Below are 16,296 nucleotides of genomic sequence, written 5' to 3' on the forward strand. Positions count from 1 at the left end.
GGCCCCCGCAGCCGCGGAGGGTGCGAGGGCCGGAGGAGTTCGGCTCTACAGGCCGAGCAGTGCGTTCTCCACCAATTCGGGAAGTGCCGGATGGATCCAGTACTGGCGTGTGGCCATGTCCTGTGCCGTGATACCGAACACCATGGCCTGGATGAGCGGCTGGATCACTGTCGATGCCTGCGCACCGATGATGTGGGCACCGAGAAGCAGGCCGGTGGACCGGTCTGCGATCAGCTTGCAGAACCCCTCGGTGTCCTCCATCGCCCAGCCGTAGGCGACATTTCCGTAGTCCTGGATCTTGACGGAGATGTCGTATCCCGCGGCGCGGGCCTCCGCCTCGGTGAGTCCGACGGTCGCGATCTGCGGATCGGTGAACACCGCGGCAGGCACGAACCGGTGATCGGTGCGCTGTAGTGCGGAGGTGTCCGGTCCCCACGCGTCGTGCAGGAGATTGTGCTGCACGACACGCGCTTCGTGATTCGCGACGTGCTTGAGCTGGTACGGCGACGACACGTCGCCCAGCGCGAAGACACCTTCCGCCGTTGTGCGCTGGAAGTCGTCGACGACGATGGACCCGGACGCGTCGAGTTCGATCCCCGCCGCCGCGACGTCGAGGAGATCGCCGTTGGGGTGCCGGCCCGTCGCGACGAGCAGCACGTCTCCGGCCACCACGGCGCCGTCGGCCAGTTCGACTTCCACTCCGTCGCCCACCGGCCGGAAGGCACGGGCCGGGTTCTCCAGGTGGACGTCCCACTTCTGCTGCGCGAGTGCGGTGAAGCGTTCGGAGACGTCGGTGTCGAGGTGGCGCAGCAGTCTGCCGCTCCGCCCGATCACCGACACCCTGGTGCCGAGGGCGGAGAAGACGTGGGCGAACTCCATCGCGATGAAGCCGGTTCCGAGAATCACCATCGATTCGGGGAGCTTCGGGAGCCGCATGATGTTGTTGCTCGTGTAGTAGGTCACCCCGCCGTCGAGCACTTCCCGCGGGATCTCGGCGCGCGCGCCGGCTGCCACGACGATCTGGTCGGCGGTGATCGTCTCGCCGGTCCCGGTGTCGAGCGTGCGTTCGCCGACGAACCGTGCATGACCGTCGTACACCGTGACGTTCGCGCAGCCCTCACGCCGGTACTGCTCACCGCCCGCGGCAATCGGATCGATGCGGCCGAAGACCCGGTCGACGATGTCGTTCCACCGGATCCCGTCGATCGTGGCGTCGATCCCGTACTTGGGCGCCGACCGGATGGTGCGGGCAACGTCCGCTGCGTACACGTACATCTTGGTGGGGATGCAGCCCACGTTCAGGCAGGTGCCACCGAAGGTGCCCGCCTCCAGTAACGCGACGCGTTTGCCGTCGTAGCGCTCGTCGAGGATCGAGTTGCCCGATCCGGAGCCGATGATCGCGAGGTCGTAATGGGTCACGCGTGTTCTCCCGTGGGTTGTGGCGGTGCGGAAACATCCCCGGCCCCGGCGGGCTCGCCCGCGGTTCCGTCTCCGTTCAACCATCCCAGCCACAGGTCCAATTCCCGGAATGCCGCAGCCAGGGGCCCCGGTGTGGAGAGAAACACATCGTGTCGCGCGCCCGCGATCGGCACGATCGTGGTGCGGTCTCCCAGGCAGCCCGCCCACCGCGCGATCTGACGCACGTCGAGGACCGCATCGACGGTGTCGATGGTGGCGTCGTACTTCGGGGCGAAGCGTGACGCCCCGGAACGAAGGATCAGCGACGGCACCCCGACATCGAGACCGCGATGCAGGCGAGCGTGCCCGATGCGCACGGCACGCAACCAGCCGAACCGGATCGGAAATCCGGTCAGCGGTTTCATGTCGAGGTCGTAGGACCAGCCGCCGTTCTGCAGGCTGACACCGTAGGTGTCGAGCTTTCGCCCGGGCACGGCGGAGTGTGGGCGAACGCGTCCGAGCACGTCGATCGCGGCGGTACCGACGTTGCGCAGATACGACGGGCCCTGCAGGTCGAACCACGGACTGTTGAGGATGAGCCCGCTCACCCCGGCCGAGGCCGATCCGCCGGGGCGACGCTGCAGGCGGTCGAGCCACAGCGGAAGCACGAGGCCACCCGTGGAGTGCGCGGCCAGTACGACGCCGCCCCCGGAGACCTCGGCCGAGACGATGCGCAGCGCTTCGTCGAGTTCCTGGTCGTAATACTCGAGGTCGGTGACGAAGTGGGGCGTTTGGCCCGGGGCGCGCGAGCGTCCGCATTTTCGGAGGTCGAGTGCGAAGAACCGATACCCCTGCGCGGCGAAATGCTCGGCGAGGTGCTGTTGGAAGAAGTAGTCGGTGAAGCCGTGAACGTAGAGAACCGCGCGATGGGGCAGCGCGCTCGGCTCGCCCACCGCGCCGGTGGCGGGTTGATATCGCACCAGGGTCGCGGTGATGTCGCCCTCACCGTCCGGGTCGTCGCCCAGCGGCAACACGAGTTGCTCGTATCCGTCGCCCAGGATGTCGGGCTGCCAAGTAGTCACTATCACACTCTAGGAGGGTTCGGCGGGGGGTGCTGCGGGTAGACAATGAGGTGAAAATGAAGAGCCGGTATACGCCCGGGTAACCTGTGCGTCGCAGTCGCGCGGCTGCGGACGAATCCTGAAATCGGGGATTGTGTGCGGGCGCGTTCGGGACACTCACGTAAGCGGTGCGCGAAGGCGCGACGGCGCGTGCGAACAGACAAGGAAGTCGATTTCCCCGTGTCAGAGAACATGGTAGAGGCGAAAACCGATGTAGTGCTCGTGGGCGCCGGCATCATGAGCGCGACCCTCGGCGCGCTGATGCGTCAGCTCCAGCCCGACTGGTCGATCACCGCCTTCGAGCGGCTCGACGCCGCGGCGGCGGAGAGCAGCGACCCGTGGAACAACGCGGGTACCGGCCACTCGGCGCTGTGTGAGTTGAATTACACGCCGGGCAAGCCCGACGGCTCGGTGGAGATCGCCAAAGCGGTCAACGTCAACGAGCAGTTCCAGGTTTCGCGCCAGTTCTGGTCGTACGCGGTCGACAACGGCATCCTGAGCGACCCCAAGGATTTCATCAACCCGATCCCGCACGTGAGCTTCGTGCACGGCGCGGACGACGTGAAGTACCTGCGTGCCCGGTACGACGCCCTCGCGGGCCATCCGCTGTTCGCGGGCATGGAGTACTCCGAGAGCCCCGAGTTCTTCGCCGAGCGGCTGCCGCTCATGGCCGCCGGCCGGGACTTCTCCGACCCCGTCGCGCTGAACTGGACCGAGACGGGAACCGACGTCGACTTCGGTGCCCTCACCAAGCAGCTCATCAACAATGTGGCGGCCTCGGGTGGCACGGTCTTCTTCGGCCACGAGGTCACCGACATCAGCAAGCAGTCCGACGGCAGCTGGATCGTCAAGGTGCGCAACCGCCGCACGGGCGAGTCCCGCAAGGTCCACGCCAAGTTCGTCTTCGTCGGCGCGGGTGGCGGTGCCCTCCACCTCCTGCAGAAGTCCGGCATCAGCGAGGCCAAGGGCTTCGGCGGATTCCCCGTGTCGGGTGCCTTCCTGCGCTGCACCAACCCCGAGGTGATCGCTCGTCACAGCGCCAAGGTGTACGGCAAGGCCGCGGTGGGCGCGCCCCCGATGTCGGTGCCTCACCTCGACACCCGCGTGATCGGCGGGAAGCAGGGTCTGCTGTTCGGGCCGTACGCCGGATGGTCGCCCAAGTTCCTCAAGCAGGGCGGCATCATGGACCTGCCCAAGTCGGTCAAGCCGAACAACCTGATGTCGATGCTCGGAGTGGGCGTGACCGAACTCGGCCTGGTCAAGTACCTCGTCGGTGAGCTCACCCAGTCGCCCGCCGATCGCATCGGCACCCTCGCGGAGTTCGCGCCCGAGGCACGACTCGAAGACTGGGAGCTGATCGTCGCCGGCCAGCGCGTGCAGGTGATCCGCCGTAAGGGCGCGGGCGGCGTGCTCGAGTTCGGTACCGCCGTGGTCAGCGCTGCGGACGGTTCGATCGCGGGTCTGCTCGGAGCGTCGCCGGGTGCGTCCACCGCGGTCCCCGCGATGCTCGACGTCCTCGAACGCTGCTTCCCGCAGCAGTGGGCCGCATGGCAGCCCAAGCTCCGGGAGATGGTCCCCTCCCTCGGGGTCAAGCTCACCGAGAACCAGGATCTGTTCCGTCAGGTGTGGGACCACACCACCAAGACGCTTCAGCTCGACGTCGTTCCGGGTCGCGGTCAGGTCGCACCCATGGAAGCCGCCGCGGTCTGATCCGCGGCACGGATATGGCGGCCCGGCTCCGAGCCGGGCTGCACTCGTCCGCGACGGGCGGGCGAGACGAGGAGCGCTCCCGGGGTTGATCTCTCGACGGTTCGCTTCGACACGAGAGATGGGGAATGCCGGTGCCGGTAGCCGACGACGAGACCAATTACCTGGTGGGGCTCGACCTTCGGGGACGACGTGTGGTGGTCGTGGGCGGCGGCAGCGTTGCGCAACGTCGTCTGGGCCTGCTGGCGGCCTCGGGCGCCGATGTCCACGTCGTGGCACGGGCCGCCACACCCGCGGTGGAGAGCATGGCCACGAAGGGCCGCCTCTCGCTCGACGTCCGCGACTACCGCGACGGCGACCTCGAAGACGCCTGGTACGCGATGGCCTGCACCGACGAGCCCGAGACCAACGCCGCCATCGTCGCCGAGGCGGAACGCCGCCGGATCTTCTGCGTGCGCGCCGACAGCGCACGCGAAGGTAGTGCCGTCACACCCGCGACCGCTCGCTACGACGGGCTTTCCGTCGGAGTCCTCGCCGGCGGCGACCATCGCAGGTCCGCGGCAGTGCGCACCTCCATCCGGGACGCCCTCGCGGGCGCGGCGCTGTCCGAGGTCGCCGACGACGCGGCGCAGAAGCCGACCGGCGTGGCGCTGGTCGGCGGTGGACCCGGTGATCCGGACCTCATCACCGTCCGGGGCCGCCGGTTGCTGGCCCGTGCCGATGTGGTGGTGGCGGATCATCTCGCCCCCCAGGAACTCCTCGCCGAACTGGATCCGCACGTCGAGGTGATCGACGCGGCCAAGCTGCCGTACGGCCGCGCGATGGCGCAGCAGGTCATCAACGACACCCTGATCGATCGGGCGAAGGCCGGAAAGTTCGTGGTCCGGCTCAAAGGTGGCGACCCCTACGTCTTCGGACGGGGATACGAAGAGCTCGAGGCGTGCACCGCCGCCGGAATACCGGTGACGGTCGTCCCGGGCATCACCAGCGCGATCTCGGTGCCGGCCGCCGCGGGTGTTCCGCTGACCCATCGCGGGGTGACACACGAGTTCGTCGTGGTGAGCGGGCACGTCGCGCCCGACCATCCCGATTCGCTCACCGACTGGAGTGCCCTCGCGAAACTCCGGGGGACGCTCGTGCTGCTCATGGCCGTCGAACGCATCGAGAAGTTCGCCGACGCCCTGACGGCCGGGGGCCGGCCCGTCGACACCCCGGTGGTGGTGGTTCAGGAAGGAACCCTGGCCACCCAGCGGGTGCTCCGGACCGATCTCGGCAACGTCGCCGCCCGGGTCCGCGAAGAGGGGACCCGTCCACCCGCCATCATCGTCATCGGTCCGGTCGCCGGGTTCGGTCCGGAAGGTCGGTAACGTTGGACCCCGTGGCACACACCTCGGATACCGCACACGCCTCCGGCGCCGCGCACCCCATGACCGCTCGCGCACTCGCTCTGGCCACCCTGGTCCTCAGCGGATTGCAGCTCATGGTGGTGCTCGACGGCACCGTTGCCAACCTTGCTCTCGCTCCACTGCAGGCGGAACTCGGGTTGTCCGACGCCGGCCGGAATTGGGTCCTCACCGCGTACGCGCTCGCGTTCGGTGGGCTGATGCTGCTCGGCGGCCGCCTCGGAGACAGCTTCGGGCGCAAACGGATGTTCATCGCCGGCGTGGGCCTGTTCACGTTCGCGTCGCTGCTGTGCGGTCTGGCCACCAACGAGGCGATGCTCATCGGTGCGCGTGCGCTCCAGGGAGTCGGCGCCGCGATCGCGTCACCGACGGCGCTCGCGCTCGTGGCGACCACGTTCGCCGCCGGTCCCGCCCGTAACCGGGCCATTGCGGTCTTCGCGGCGATGACCGGTGTCGGATCGATCGCAGGTCTCATCCTGGGTGGGGCGCTGACGCAGGTGTCGTGGCGATGGATCTTCCTCATCAACGTCCCGATCGGTGTCGTGATCGTCGTACTGGCCCTCGGTGCATTGCGCGAAACGTCGTCCGAACGTCTGGCGCTGGACGTTCCGGGTGCCATACTTGCGACGCTCGGATGCACCGGCATCGTGTTCGGCCTCACCGAAGGTCCCGAACTCGGCTGGGGCAGCGCCGCGGTGATCGGTGCGCTCGCCGCCGGCGTCGTCCTGCTCGGGATCTTCCTGCTGGTCGAGCGCCGTGCCGAGAACCCCCTCCTGCCCTTCGTGCTGTTCCGCAACAAGAACCGCGTGGCGACCTTCGTGGCGATCTTCTTCGCCGGCGCGGTGATGTTCAGCCTCGCGGCGTTCGTCGCGCTGTTCGTGCAGGACGTCCTCGGTTACACACCGCTGCAGGCGGGCCTCGCGTTCGTGCCGTTCGCATTCGGTCTCGGGGGAGCGGCCGCGGCCTCGTCCAAGCTCGCGGCGCGGGTGCAGCCCCGATGGCTCGTGGTCACCGGTGCCGTCATCATGACCCTGAGCCTGCTCTACGGGTCGACGATGGACGAGACGGTGCGGTACTTCCCGACGCTGTTCGTGCTGGTGCTGGTCGTCGGGTTCGGAGTGGGTCTGGCCGTGGTTCCGCTTCCGCTGTGCGCCATCGCGGGCGTCGGCGCGCACGAGATCGGGCCGCTGTCCGCCATCGCGCAGGTCGCGCAGACGCTCGGCGGACCGCTCGGCCTCGCCGTCATCGGCGCGCTGGCCACCTCGAAGACGATGTCGCTCGGAGGCACGTCCGGCGCGGTCGCGGACATGACCGCCGCGCAACTCACCGCGCAGGGTGAGGGATACATGTTCGCCCTCGTCGGATGCGCCGCGTGCGCGGTGATCGCCGGCATCGCGGCGTTGTTCATCCGGTTCACCTCCGAAGAGGTGGCCCAGGCGCAGGAAGCCGAGAAGTCCGCTCAGTCCGGGTGAGGTGTCACCCATGACTCCCGGCGCGTCGCGCCGGGAGTCCGGGTCAGGTGAGGACGACCAGTTCCGTCGGGGAGGCGATCTCCACCCGCAGTCCGGCCTTCGACGCCACGCGCGCGAGACCACGCACATCGGCCGGCTCGGCCCGGGTCTGCACCAGCGCGCGGGCGAGGAGCCCCTTGTGGTGCTTGTTGAAATGGCTCACGACCGAGCGGGTGCCGTCGGGCTTTTCCGTCAGCACCGTCGCGGTGATCGCGCCGGGAACCGGGCCGAGTTGCTGATAGGCACCCGAACGGAGATCGACGACGAGGTCACCTGCCGCCTCGGCGACGAGCGCGTCGGTCAACTCGGGCCGCCACAACGCCGCGAGGGTGCCGAACCCGGGAAGCTTCGAGCCACCCGAGAGGCGGTAGGCCGGAATGGGGTCGCTCGCACGCACGGCACCGAACAGCGCCGAGCCGACAGCCAGTCGCCGGTACGCCTTCTCGCGCTGCACCTTCGTGAAGCGTGCGGCGTCGAGGGCGTCGAACAGCACCCCGGTGTACCGCTCGAGTGCGGGACGGGTGGGGGAGACCCACAACTTGGCGTTGCGTTCGATCTCGTCTGCTCCGTTCGCGCCCAGGCCGAGCGCCCGGCTCGACGCGTCGTAATCGGCGGCGAGCTCGACCAGAGCCCGGACGAGCAGCTCGCGGGTCTCGGTCAGCTGCGGCATCGAGAGGTCGCCGAGATCCAGCGGCCCGCCGTCGCCGCCGGTGGATTTGGTTTCGGAAGGGGGGAGAAGCACCAGCACAACAGCCCACCGTACCGAGGGCCCGATTCCGGCGAGCGGTAGGCTCATCGACCGTGATCACTCGCATGTCGCACCTGTTCCTCCGCACTCTCCGCGACGACCCGGCCGATGCCGAGGTCGCCAGCCACAAACTGCTCGTCCGGGCCGGGTACGTGCGGCGCATCGCGCCGGGCATCTACTCGTGGCTGCCACTGGGGCTCAAGGTGCTGCGTCAGGTCGAGCGGGTGGTCCGCGAGGAGATGAACAGCATCGGAGCGCAGGAGATCTCCCTGCCCGCGTTGCTGCCGCGCGAGCCCTACGAGACGTCGAACCGCTGGACCGAGTACGGCGCCGGACTGTTCCGTCTCCAGGACCGCAAGGGCAACGACTACCTGCTCGGGCCCACGCACGAGGAACTGTTCGCGCTCACCGTCAAGGGTGAGTACAACTCCTACAAGGACTTCCCGGTCACCCTCTACCAGGTGCAGACCAAGTACCGCGACGAGGAGCGCCCCCGCGCCGGCATCCTGCGCGGCCGCGAGTTCGTGATGAAGGACTCGTACAGCTTCGATCTCACGGACGAGGGCCTCGCGCAGTCGTACCAGGCACACCGCGACGCCTACGAGCGGATCTTCGCCCGCCTGGGCGTGAAGTATGTGATCGTGTCCGCGACGTCGGGCGCCATGGGCGGCAGTGCTTCGGAGGAGTTCCTGGCCGAGAGCGAGGTCGGGGAGGACACCTACGTCCGGTGCGTCGAGTCCGGTTACGCCGCCAACGTCGAGGCCGTCAAGACGCTCGCCCCCGCACCGATTCCGTTCGACGGACTGCCGGACGCGGTCGTCCACGACACGCCGGACACCCCGACGATCGGTTCGCTCGTCGAGGTGGCCACCGAGATCCTCGGCCGTGACGTCGACGCCTCCGAAACCCTGAAGAACATCCTCGTCAAGGTGCGGCAGCCCGGCGGAGAGTGGGAACTGGTCGGAATCGGCATCCCGGGAGACCGCGAGGTCGACGACAAGCGTCTCGAGGCGTCGTTCGAGCCGGCGGAGGTCGCGCTGCTCGACGAGTCCGATTTCGCCGCCAACCCGTTCCTCGTCAAGGGCTACATCGGCCCGAAGGCGCTGCTCGCCAACGGCGTCCGTTACCTCGTCGACCCGCGCGTGGTCGACGGAACGGCATGGATCACCGGCGCGGACGAGAACGGCAAGCACGTCTTCGGGCTCGTCGCCGGTCGTGACTTCGTCGCCGACGGCACCGTCGAGGCCGCAGAGGTCCGCGACGGTGACCCGTCGCCGGACGGTGCCGGCCCCTTGGTGTCCGCCCGTGGCATCGAGATCGGCCACGTCTTCCAGCTCGGCCGCAAGTACACCGACGCGTTCGCCGTCGATGTGCTCAACGAGAACGGCAAGCCGGTGCGCCCCACGATGGGCTCGTACGGCGTCGGCGTGTCCCGCCTGGTCGCGGTGATCGCCGAGCAGCAGCACGACGAGAAGGGCCTGCGCTGGCCGTCCGAGGTCGCGCCGTTCGACGTGCACGTCGTCATCGCCAACAAGGACGAGCAGGCTCGCGCCGGGGCGGAAAACCTCGTCGAGGAACTTTCGAACGCCGGCCTGGACGTGCTGTTCGACGATCGCAAGGCGTCGCCCGGTGTGAAGTTCAAGGATTCGGAACTGCTCGGGATGCCCCTGGTCGTCGTGGTGGGACGCGGATTCGCCGACGGCAACGTCGAAGTGCGCAACCGCCTCACCGGAGAGTCGAGCGAGGTGCCGGTGGGCGAGGCGGTGCGGGAGATCCTCGGGCGCTGATCGCATACCCGGAGCCGGTGGGCCAGAATGGGCCCATGTCCGAGAACTGGAGCGCGACCGACACCTATCTCGCCGATTTCCTCATCGGCGACGATCCCGCCCTCGACGCCGCCCTCGAGGCGAACGCGGAGGCGGGACTGAGGCCCATCGACGTCGCGCCGGTTCAGGGCAAGTTCCTGTACCTGCTGGCCCGAATCCGAGGTGCCCGCCGGGTGCTCGAGATCGGCACGCTCGGCGGGTACTCGGCGATCTGGCTGGCACGCGCGGTCGGCGAGTCGGGACACGTGACGACCCTCGAGTACGAACCCCGGCACGCCGAGGTGGCGCGTGCCAACCTCGACCAGGCCGGCGTCGGAGCGCGCGTCGACATTCGCGTCGGCCCGGCGCTCGACACGCTCCCGCACCTCGAAGGACCGTTCGACCTGGTGTTCATCGACGCCGACAAGGAGAACAACAGCAACTACGTGCGCGAGGCGTTGCGGTTGTCACGTCCAGGCACGGTGATCGTGGTCGACAACGTGGTCCGCGCCGGCGCGATCAGCGATCCGGAGGACGACGACTCGAAGGTCCGCGCGTCGCGGGAACTGCTCGCCGTGCTGGCGGCCGAACCTCGTCTCGACGCCACGGCGTTGCAGACCGTCGGGGTCAAGGGCTGGGACGGTTTCGCGTTGGCACTGGTCGTCGAGCAGTAGCCGTAGCCGGGACCGCCGGTCCGGCAGAAAATCGGTGGCGCCCGGCACCCGGGACGGCGGACATTGTTCGTGTGAGCGAGAACCGGGAAGCGGCCGACACCGAGCGCGTGATCGACACCGAGCGCATGGTCGACACCGAGCGTTTCATCGACGAGGGATATCTGCGGATCGCAGGCGCCGTTCCGCGCTCGATCACGGAGCGGTGCTGCGATCTCCTCTGGGAAGATCTCGACGCAGACCGATCGGACCCGGGCACGTGGACCGAACCTGTCGTGCGGGTCGGAGGTCGATGGGATCCGCCGTTCGTCGAGGCCGCCACGATGCCGGTCCTACTCGACGCCTACGACCGTCTGCTGGGATCCGGCCGCTGGGTTCGGCCCCGCGGCCTCGGCACGTTTCCCGTCCGGTTTCCGCATCCCGCCGATCCCGGAGATACCGGATGGCACGTCGACGGTAGTTTCGCCGTCGAGGGACAGACCTGGCCGTACGTCGATCTCCGCTCACGCGGCCGGGGTCTGCTGGTGCTGTTCCTGCTCACCGACGTAGGACCGGACGACGCTCCCACCAGGATCAAGGTGGGTTCGCACCTCGACGTGCCCGGCTACCTCGTCGACCACCGCGACGGGCGTTCGGTGCTGGAGTTGTGCCGCGCCATGGACGAGGACGGCATGCTCGACGCGGCTTCCCGGCCGACGGTCGAGGCGACCGGTGCCGCGGGCGATGTCTACGTGTGCCACCCGTTCCTGGTGCATGCGGCCCAGCCGATGCGCAGCGCTCAACCGCCGAACAGCGGGCAGGAGAGCGGAACTCGGCCACCGCGCATCATCGCCCAGCCGCCGATCGAGACGGTCGCGCCCTTCCGGCTCGACGCCACCGGCACCGCCCCGGTGGGGATGGCGGTGCGGCGCGCACTGAACCGGTGACGGTCGGGACTGTCCCGGAAACCCGGCCCTGCCCGTCACCGGCCCTGAGCTCGCCGCGGCGGCGTGGCACGAGCGTCGAGCCGGCGGACGGATTCCCGCACCGCGCCGTGCAGCATGATCTCGAGATCGCCGACCACCTGGTACGGGTGCTCGACCATGCCGTCCGAGACCCACCGCAGCACCACGGCGAGCACCGCCGAGGTATAGAAGTCGACCACCAGTACGCGGTCCTGCGCGCGTGCCGGTCCGCCGCCGTCCTGGTCCATCACGGCCTCGGTGACGGGCCGCATCTGGCCGAACAGGAAGCGCTCGAGCCCGGATCTGCCCAGCCCGTCGAGCACCCCGAGCGTCGACGAGCGGTTGTCGCGCATGTACAGCAGCAACCGGACCAGACCGTCGGCCCATCCCTCCTCGGACGCGTACGTGCGGACACGGCCGGCGACCTCTCTCTCGAACACCCAGACAGCGAGGTGCCGCACGTCGGGGAAGTGGTAGTAGAACGCCTGCCGCGTCAGTCCGCAGTCGCGCGTCAGCTCCGTCACGGTCACCTTGTCGAGCGGCTCGGTCCGTAGCCGGGCCTTGAGCGCGGCTGCCAGCGCGTCGCGTGCACCTGCACGCCGCTGCGCATCGGCACTCTCGTCGGCCATGGCTCACGGTACCGCCCGAGGTCCCTGGACACATCGCGTCAGATGTCTAGTGACGCTCGGTGCCGGGATTCCTACCGTAGATATCCGGACGGCACGCATGCCGCGGGCCGCGAAAGATATCCGGACGGCACGCACGCCGCGGGCCGCGAAGAGGAGCTCCGATGTTCTTGTTCGAATCCATTCCCTGGTACTCCTGGGTGATGTGGTGCGTCGTGCTGGCCGCCCTCATCGCCCTCAACGAGGTGACGCGCCGCTGGAAGTGGGCCGGTCTCGGCTTCTTCGTGGCGCTGCCTCTCGTCCTGACATTGTTCGTGTGGCCGACGACGGCCGGCGCAGGCTCGTCGACGGGCACCTGGTTCCACTGGGTGAAGGTGTACTCGGCGCTCATCGGGTGCCTGGGCTTCATGCTCATCCGGTACGTCCCGCGTCTGGCGAAGAACCGCTGGATGCTGATGTTCCCCGCCCTGATCCTGGCGATCAACATCGGCGAGGCAGTCATTCGTGACTTCGAGGTCGCGGGCATGCAGGGCATGCACGACGGCGTCTTCATGGTCGGCGGCCCGTGGAACTACATGAACGGCATCGCCGGGATCCTCAACCTGGTCACCATCTGCGGCTGGGCCGGGATCATCGTCTCGCGAGACAAGTCCAAGGACATGATCTGGCCCGACATGATGTGGTTCTGGATCATCGCGTACGACCTGTGGAACTTCGCCTACGTCTACAACTGTGTCGGTGACCACGCCTTCTACGCCGGTGCGGCCCTGCTCATCTCCTGCACCATCCCCGCCTTCTTCATCAAGAAGGGCGCCTGGCTGCAGCACCGCGCCCACACGCTGGCCCTGTGGATGATGTTCACGATGGCAGTCCCGACGTTCGTGACCTCGTCGCAGTTCGCCGTCGAGTCGTCGCACAACCCCACCGCGCTGTTCGTCGTGTCGGCGCTGTCGCTCGCGGCCAACATCGCCGTCGCGGCCTACCAGGTGTTCACCATCGTCACGCGGCACCGCAATCCGTTGCGCGACGAGCTGTACACCCACCTGCGCCCGTACCGCGAGGTGCGCGACGCGAACCTCCCGGTCGAGTCGCCGTCGGTTCTGCCGGAGTCCCGGGACTCGGACCGATTGGCCACGGTCTGACCGCCGCGCGTCCGGCCCCGGCCGGACGAGCAGCAACACCACGCGCCGTGGTCGAGCCTGCGGGCTCGGCCACGGCGCCGCTGTCAGGGCCGGCCGGGAAAGGCGACGGTCGGGGGAACCCCTTCGACGACACGCCAGCGGGCAGCGCGCAAGGCGGCTTCGGTGAGCGCGTCGAGTGCGTTTCCACGCGTGGCCTCACTGCGTGCGCGCTCGACGACCGACCGCCACGCGACCGCCGTGTCACTCTCGATCTGCACGGCCAGCCGGGCTGCTTCGACGGGGTCGGTCACCGGGAACGGAACGGTGTACCCGGGCGCGGCGGTGGGCGGTGTCACTCCGGCGGACTGGAGTGCGTCGACGGTTGCATCGCGGCGGGCACGGTGCGCGGCGGCATCGGCGGCGACGTCACCCGAACGGGAGGGGTCCGCGAACGCGGCGACGAGTCCGTACCCGAAGACGGCCGAATGCTCCGCCTCCAGCGCGTCGACAAGGGCTTGTTGCTCGGGTCCGAGCTCCGGGGAACTCACAGCAGAACCTCCGTCTGGACTCCACATGCTGCGCTGATCGAGGACAGGAGACCGGCTCGGTAGCCGGTGAGCGTGCGGGCGAGGTCCGCCGCGCTGCGCTGCGACCGGACCAGCATTTCCCGCAACTGTTCGACGGTCGGCTGCTCCGCGCCGGGCGCAGACGTGGTGGACGAGGTACCCGATGTGGTCGTGTCGGCAGTGATTCCCGCCATGCGAGCGACGTCCGCGTCCAACGCGTCGGCGTGCGCGGTGCGTTCGTCGGCGATCACGCTCAGCGCGCCCGCCCGATCCGGGTACAGGGCGGTGAGTGCGCGGGCGGTCGCGGCATCCCGCCGCGCGCTCGCGGCCTGCGCCAGCAGCGGATCCGGCTCCGATTCGGCGTCGTCGTCGGAGAGCCCGCATCCGGTGACTCCCAGGACACCGACCCCGCCGATCGTCGCCGAGGACCATCGCAACAGGGCTCGTCGGGACAGGGTGGTACGGGTAACTGACATCGGCACCGCACCATCGTGCCAGCAGACCCCGGTAGCGAACCACGGCGGCCTGGTCACGGCGCCCCGATTTGCGCGTTACGCTTGACCCAGCCGGTTCGGATCCGTATCGGCCGGCTGTCCGCTGTGACCACAACTGAACGAGGAGCCCGCCCGCAATGCCTGTGCCGCCCCCGGAACGGATCGTCGAGCTCGTCTCCGATCTTCTCGCCGAAGAGGGATACGACCTCGAAGACGTGGTGGTGACCGCGGCCGGAAAACACAGCACGGTCCGGCTGCTCGTCGACAGCGATGCCGGGCTCAGCCTGGACGAGGCCGCGCGACTGAGCCGGGTGGTCTCCGAGGCGTTCGACTCCGTGTCGGACTTCGGGGAGGCGCCCTACATGCTCGAAGTGACCAGTCCGGGTGTAGGCCGCCCGCTCGTCCACGACCGGCACTGGCGGCGGGCTCAAGGACGCAAGGCGAAGATCCAGCTCGCCGACGAGACCATCGTCGCGCGCGTCGGAGAACTGGTCGGTGACGAGATCCGCGTCGTGCTGCCGGATCGTGCCGGCCCGTTCGTGCGCGCTATCCCCTTGAGCGAGATCCGGCATGCGGTGGTCGAGGTGGAGTTCGCCAAGCCCAACCCGCGCGAGCTCGAACTGGCCGGGGGACTCCCGGACGGCAGGGCGGCCGCAGGCGAGATCGCCGAGGTCCTCGGCGACGAAGAAGACGAAGAAGAAGACGTGAACGAAACGAGGCTGGACAAGTGAATATCGAGATCGCGGCTCTGCGAATGCTGGAGTCCGAGAAGAACATCCCGTTCGAAGAACTGATCGAGACGCTGGAAACCGCGCTGCTGACGGCGTACCGCCACGTGGACGGCCACCAGCCGCACGCCAGGGTCGCCGTCGACACCAAGACCGGTGCGATCCAGGTGCTCGCGGAGGAGCGCGACGAGGACGGCAACGTCGTCGCCGAATGGGACGACACCCCCGAGGACTTCGGACGCATCGCCGCAACGACGGCGCGCCAGGTCATCATGCAGCGCATTCGCGACGCCGAACACGAAAAGCGGTTCGGCGAGTTCGCCACCCACGAGGGCGAAATCGTCAGCGGTGTCGTCCAGCGCGACTCCCGCGCGAATGCCCGCGGCATGGTGGTGGTCAAGATCGGCGGCGAGACGACCAGCACCGAGGGGCTCATCCCTCCTGCCGAGCAGGTCCCCGGCGAGACGTACGAGCACGGCGACCGCATCAAGTGCTACGTCGTGGGCGTGTCCCGCGGCCAGCGCGGACCGCAGATCACGCTCTCGCGTACGCACCCGAACCTGGTCCGCAAGTTGTTCGCGCTCGAGGTGCCCGAGATCGCCGACGGCTCGGTGGAGATCGTCGCGGTCGCTCGCGAGTCCGGTCACCGGTCGAAGATTGCCGTGCACTCGCTCGTTCCGGGTCTCAACGCGAAGGGCGCGTGCATCGGGCCGATGGGTCAGCGCGTGCGCAACGTGATGCGCGAACTGGGCGAGGAAAAGATCGACATCATCGACTACGACGAGGATCCTGCGAAGTTCGTCGGAAATGCCCTGTCGCCCTCGAAGGTGGTATCGGTCACGGTCGTCGACCCCGAAGCACGCGCCGCGCGCGTGGTGGTGCCCGACTTCCAGTTGTCCCTGGCCATCGGCAAAGAGGGTCAGAATGCCCGCCTGGCAGCACGCCTGACCGGCTGGCGAATCGACATCCGCAGTGACGCTGCACCCGCCACGAACGAGGCTTCCGGTAACGCGCCGACAGGCAGGTAGGCGTGGAATGCGGGATTCTTCGCAAAACAACGGTAGAGTGGTCGATGGTTCAGCATGAACTGCCCTCGACCCATGGGTCGCGCACCGGCTCGGTGCGTACCTGTATCGGTTGTCGGCAGCGAACGCTGGCTGCCGAGCTGCTGAGGGTCGTGGCACGCGAGCACGGATCACGAACGTTCGTCGTGGTTCCCGACCCCGGGCACAGGCTTCCCGGGCGAGGTGCATGGTTGCACCCCACCCCGGAGTGCCTGGGTCAGGCCGTTCGGCGCCGAGCATTCGGCAGAGCACTCAAAGTATCCGGAAATCCGGATACAGCGGCGCTGGATCAGCTGGTCGGGTCCGCGGCGGCGAGATCACAGAACGTGGCGGAGTCCGGCGATTGTCACCGGACTGCGTGACAGTGAGATCGGCGACGAGGCACCAAC

The 16,296-nt window shown here is 68.4% G+C and carries 16 protein-coding genes; 10 read left to right on the forward strand and 6 right to left on the reverse strand.

What is annotated here, in order from left to right; genetic code table 11:
- Positions 1–45: 45 nt before the first annotated feature.
- Together mtr and ACFWBU_RS11130 are read right to left on the reverse strand one after the other, a co-directional pair.
- Positions 46–1,419, reverse strand: coding sequence for a mycothione reductase (mtr, locus tag ACFWBU_RS11125; RefSeq protein ID WP_169620578.1), 1,374 nt, complete (start codon positions 1,417–1,419; stop codon positions 46–48).
- Positions 1,416–2,480 carry an alpha/beta hydrolase gene (locus tag ACFWBU_RS11130; RefSeq protein WP_378528278.1) on the reverse strand — a complete coding sequence of 355 codons (1,065 nt, stop codon included), beginning with the start codon at positions 2,478–2,480 and terminating at the stop codon, positions 1,416–1,418. The genes mtr and ACFWBU_RS11130 overlap by 4 nt, the downstream gene beginning before the upstream one ends.
- Before the next feature lie 231 nt (positions 2,481–2,711).
- Here ACFWBU_RS11130 and mqo point away from each other — a divergent pair, with 231 nt between their 5' ends.
- The 3 genes from mqo to ACFWBU_RS11145 all read left to right on the forward strand — a co-directional run bounded on the left by mqo (position 2,712) and on the right by ACFWBU_RS11145 (position 7,101).
- A complete protein-coding gene (gene mqo, locus ACFWBU_RS11135) occupies positions 2,712–4,229 on the forward strand; it encodes a malate dehydrogenase (quinone) (RefSeq protein ID WP_378528295.1) in 1,518 nt (505 codons plus the stop codon).
- A gap of 125 nt (positions 4,230–4,354) precedes the next feature.
- Complete coding sequence (gene cobA, locus ACFWBU_RS11140; protein WP_378528279.1) at positions 4,355–5,593, forward strand: uroporphyrinogen-III C-methyltransferase; 1,239 nt, start codon at positions 4,355–4,357, stop codon at positions 5,591–5,593.
- 59 nt (positions 5,594–5,652) lie between these two features.
- Positions 5,653–7,101 carry an MFS transporter gene (locus ACFWBU_RS11145; protein ID WP_378528296.1) on the forward strand — a complete coding sequence of 483 codons (1,449 nt, stop codon included), beginning with the start codon at positions 5,653–5,655 and terminating at the stop codon, positions 7,099–7,101.
- 43 nt (positions 7,102–7,144) lie between these two features.
- Here ACFWBU_RS11145 and yaaA read toward each other — a convergent pair whose 3' ends face one another.
- The gene (gene yaaA, locus ACFWBU_RS11150) at positions 7,145–7,888 is read right to left on the reverse strand and encodes a peroxide stress protein YaaA (RefSeq protein ID WP_296550880.1); all 744 of its coding nucleotides are present in this window, start codon (positions 7,886–7,888) and stop codon (positions 7,145–7,147) included.
- 53 nt (positions 7,889–7,941) lie between these two features.
- Here yaaA and ACFWBU_RS11155 point away from each other — a divergent pair, with 53 nt between their 5' ends.
- The 3 genes from ACFWBU_RS11155 (at position 7,942) to ACFWBU_RS11165 (ending at position 11,290) form a co-directional block, all read left to right on the forward strand.
- On the forward strand, positions 7,942–9,675 hold the full coding sequence (locus tag ACFWBU_RS11155; protein ID WP_169620583.1) for a proline--tRNA ligase: 1,734 nt from the start codon (positions 7,942–7,944) through the stop codon (positions 9,673–9,675).
- Between the two features lie 35 nt (positions 9,676–9,710).
- A complete protein-coding gene (locus ACFWBU_RS11160) occupies positions 9,711–10,367 on the forward strand; it encodes an O-methyltransferase (RefSeq protein ID WP_169652410.1) in 657 nt (218 codons plus the stop codon).
- A gap of 71 nt (positions 10,368–10,438) precedes the next feature.
- Positions 10,439–11,290 carry a phytanoyl-CoA dioxygenase family protein gene (locus ACFWBU_RS11165; protein ID WP_378528280.1) on the forward strand — a complete coding sequence of 284 codons (852 nt, stop codon included), beginning with the start codon at positions 10,439–10,441 and terminating at the stop codon, positions 11,288–11,290.
- 35 nt (positions 11,291–11,325) lie between these two features.
- Here the strand turns inward: ACFWBU_RS11165 and ACFWBU_RS11170 are convergent, their stop codons facing one another.
- Complete coding sequence (locus ACFWBU_RS11170; protein WP_169620585.1) at positions 11,326–11,937, reverse strand: TetR/AcrR family transcriptional regulator; 612 nt, start codon at positions 11,935–11,937, stop codon at positions 11,326–11,328.
- A gap of 161 nt (positions 11,938–12,098) precedes the next feature.
- Here ACFWBU_RS11170 and ACFWBU_RS11175 point away from each other — a divergent pair, with 161 nt between their 5' ends.
- The gene (locus ACFWBU_RS11175) at positions 12,099–13,076 is read left to right on the forward strand and encodes a DUF5692 family protein (protein ID WP_169620586.1); all 978 of its coding nucleotides are present in this window, start codon (positions 12,099–12,101) and stop codon (positions 13,074–13,076) included.
- An 83-nt stretch (positions 13,077–13,159) separates the two neighbouring features.
- Here the strand turns inward: ACFWBU_RS11175 and ACFWBU_RS11180 are convergent, their stop codons facing one another.
- Both ACFWBU_RS11180 and ACFWBU_RS11185 read right to left on the reverse strand, forming a co-directional pair.
- Positions 13,160–13,603: a ferritin-like domain-containing protein gene (locus ACFWBU_RS11180; RefSeq protein WP_169620587.1), complete on the reverse strand. Its 444-nt coding sequence runs from the start codon at positions 13,601–13,603 to the stop codon at positions 13,160–13,162.
- On the reverse strand, positions 13,600–14,097 hold the full coding sequence (locus ACFWBU_RS11185) for a hypothetical protein (protein ID WP_169620588.1): 498 nt from the start codon (positions 14,095–14,097) through the stop codon (positions 13,600–13,602). The genes ACFWBU_RS11180 and ACFWBU_RS11185 overlap by 4 nt, the downstream gene beginning before the upstream one ends.
- Positions 14,098–14,252: 155 nt before the next feature.
- Here ACFWBU_RS11185 and rimP point away from each other — a divergent pair, with 155 nt between their 5' ends.
- Genes rimP through ACFWBU_RS11200 form a run of 3 tightly spaced genes read left to right on the forward strand, consistent with a single transcriptional unit; the run spans position 14,253 to position 16,269 of the window.
- Entirely contained in the window at positions 14,253–14,846 is a 594-nt protein-coding gene (gene rimP / locus ACFWBU_RS11190) for a ribosome maturation factor RimP (protein ID WP_169620589.1), read from the forward strand.
- The gene (gene nusA / locus ACFWBU_RS11195) at positions 14,843–15,871 is read left to right on the forward strand and encodes a transcription termination factor NusA (protein WP_169652407.1); all 1,029 of its coding nucleotides are present in this window, start codon (positions 14,843–14,845) and stop codon (positions 15,869–15,871) included. Before rimP ends, nusA begins: the two co-directional genes overlap by 4 nt.
- A 44-nt stretch (positions 15,872–15,915) precedes the next feature.
- On the forward strand, positions 15,916–16,269 hold the full coding sequence (locus tag ACFWBU_RS11200) for a YlxR family protein (protein ID WP_378528281.1): 354 nt from the start codon (positions 15,916–15,918) through the stop codon (positions 16,267–16,269).
- Positions 16,270–16,296 lie beyond the last annotated feature (27 nt).

The organism is Rhodococcus sp. NPDC060084 (assembly GCF_042730335.1).
Lineage (GTDB): Bacteria > Actinomycetota > Actinomycetes > Mycobacteriales > Mycobacteriaceae > Rhodococcus.

Bases quoted from the DNA above. Each gene is read 5' to 3' on its own strand.
- mqo (WP_378528295.1), top strand. From the start codon at position 2,712: ATGGTAGAGGCGAAAACCGATGTAGTGCTCGTGGGCGCCGGCATCATG.
- cobA (WP_378528279.1), top strand. From the start codon at position 4,355: ATGCCGGTGCCGGTAGCCGACGACGAGACCAATTACCTGGTGGGGCTC.
- ACFWBU_RS11145 (WP_378528296.1), top strand. From the start codon at position 5,653: ATGACCGCTCGCGCACTCGCTCTGGCCACCCTGGTCCTCAGCGGATTG.
- ACFWBU_RS11160 (WP_169652410.1), top strand. From the start codon at position 9,711: ATGTCCGAGAACTGGAGCGCGACCGACACCTATCTCGCCGATTTCCTC.
- ACFWBU_RS11170 (WP_169620585.1), bottom strand. From the start codon at position 11,937: ATGGCCGACGAGAGTGCCGATGCGCAGCGGCGTGCAGGTGCACGCGAC.
- ACFWBU_RS11175 (WP_169620586.1), top strand. From the start codon at position 12,099: ATGTTCTTGTTCGAATCCATTCCCTGGTACTCCTGGGTGATGTGGTGC.
- ACFWBU_RS11185 (WP_169620588.1), bottom strand. From the start codon at position 14,097: ATGTCAGTTACCCGTACCACCCTGTCCCGACGAGCCCTGTTGCGATGG.
- rimP (WP_169620589.1), top strand. From the start codon at position 14,253: ATGCCTGTGCCGCCCCCGGAACGGATCGTCGAGCTCGTCTCCGATCTT.
- ACFWBU_RS11200 (WP_378528281.1), top strand. From the start codon at position 15,916: ATGGTTCAGCATGAACTGCCCTCGACCCATGGGTCGCGCACCGGCTCG.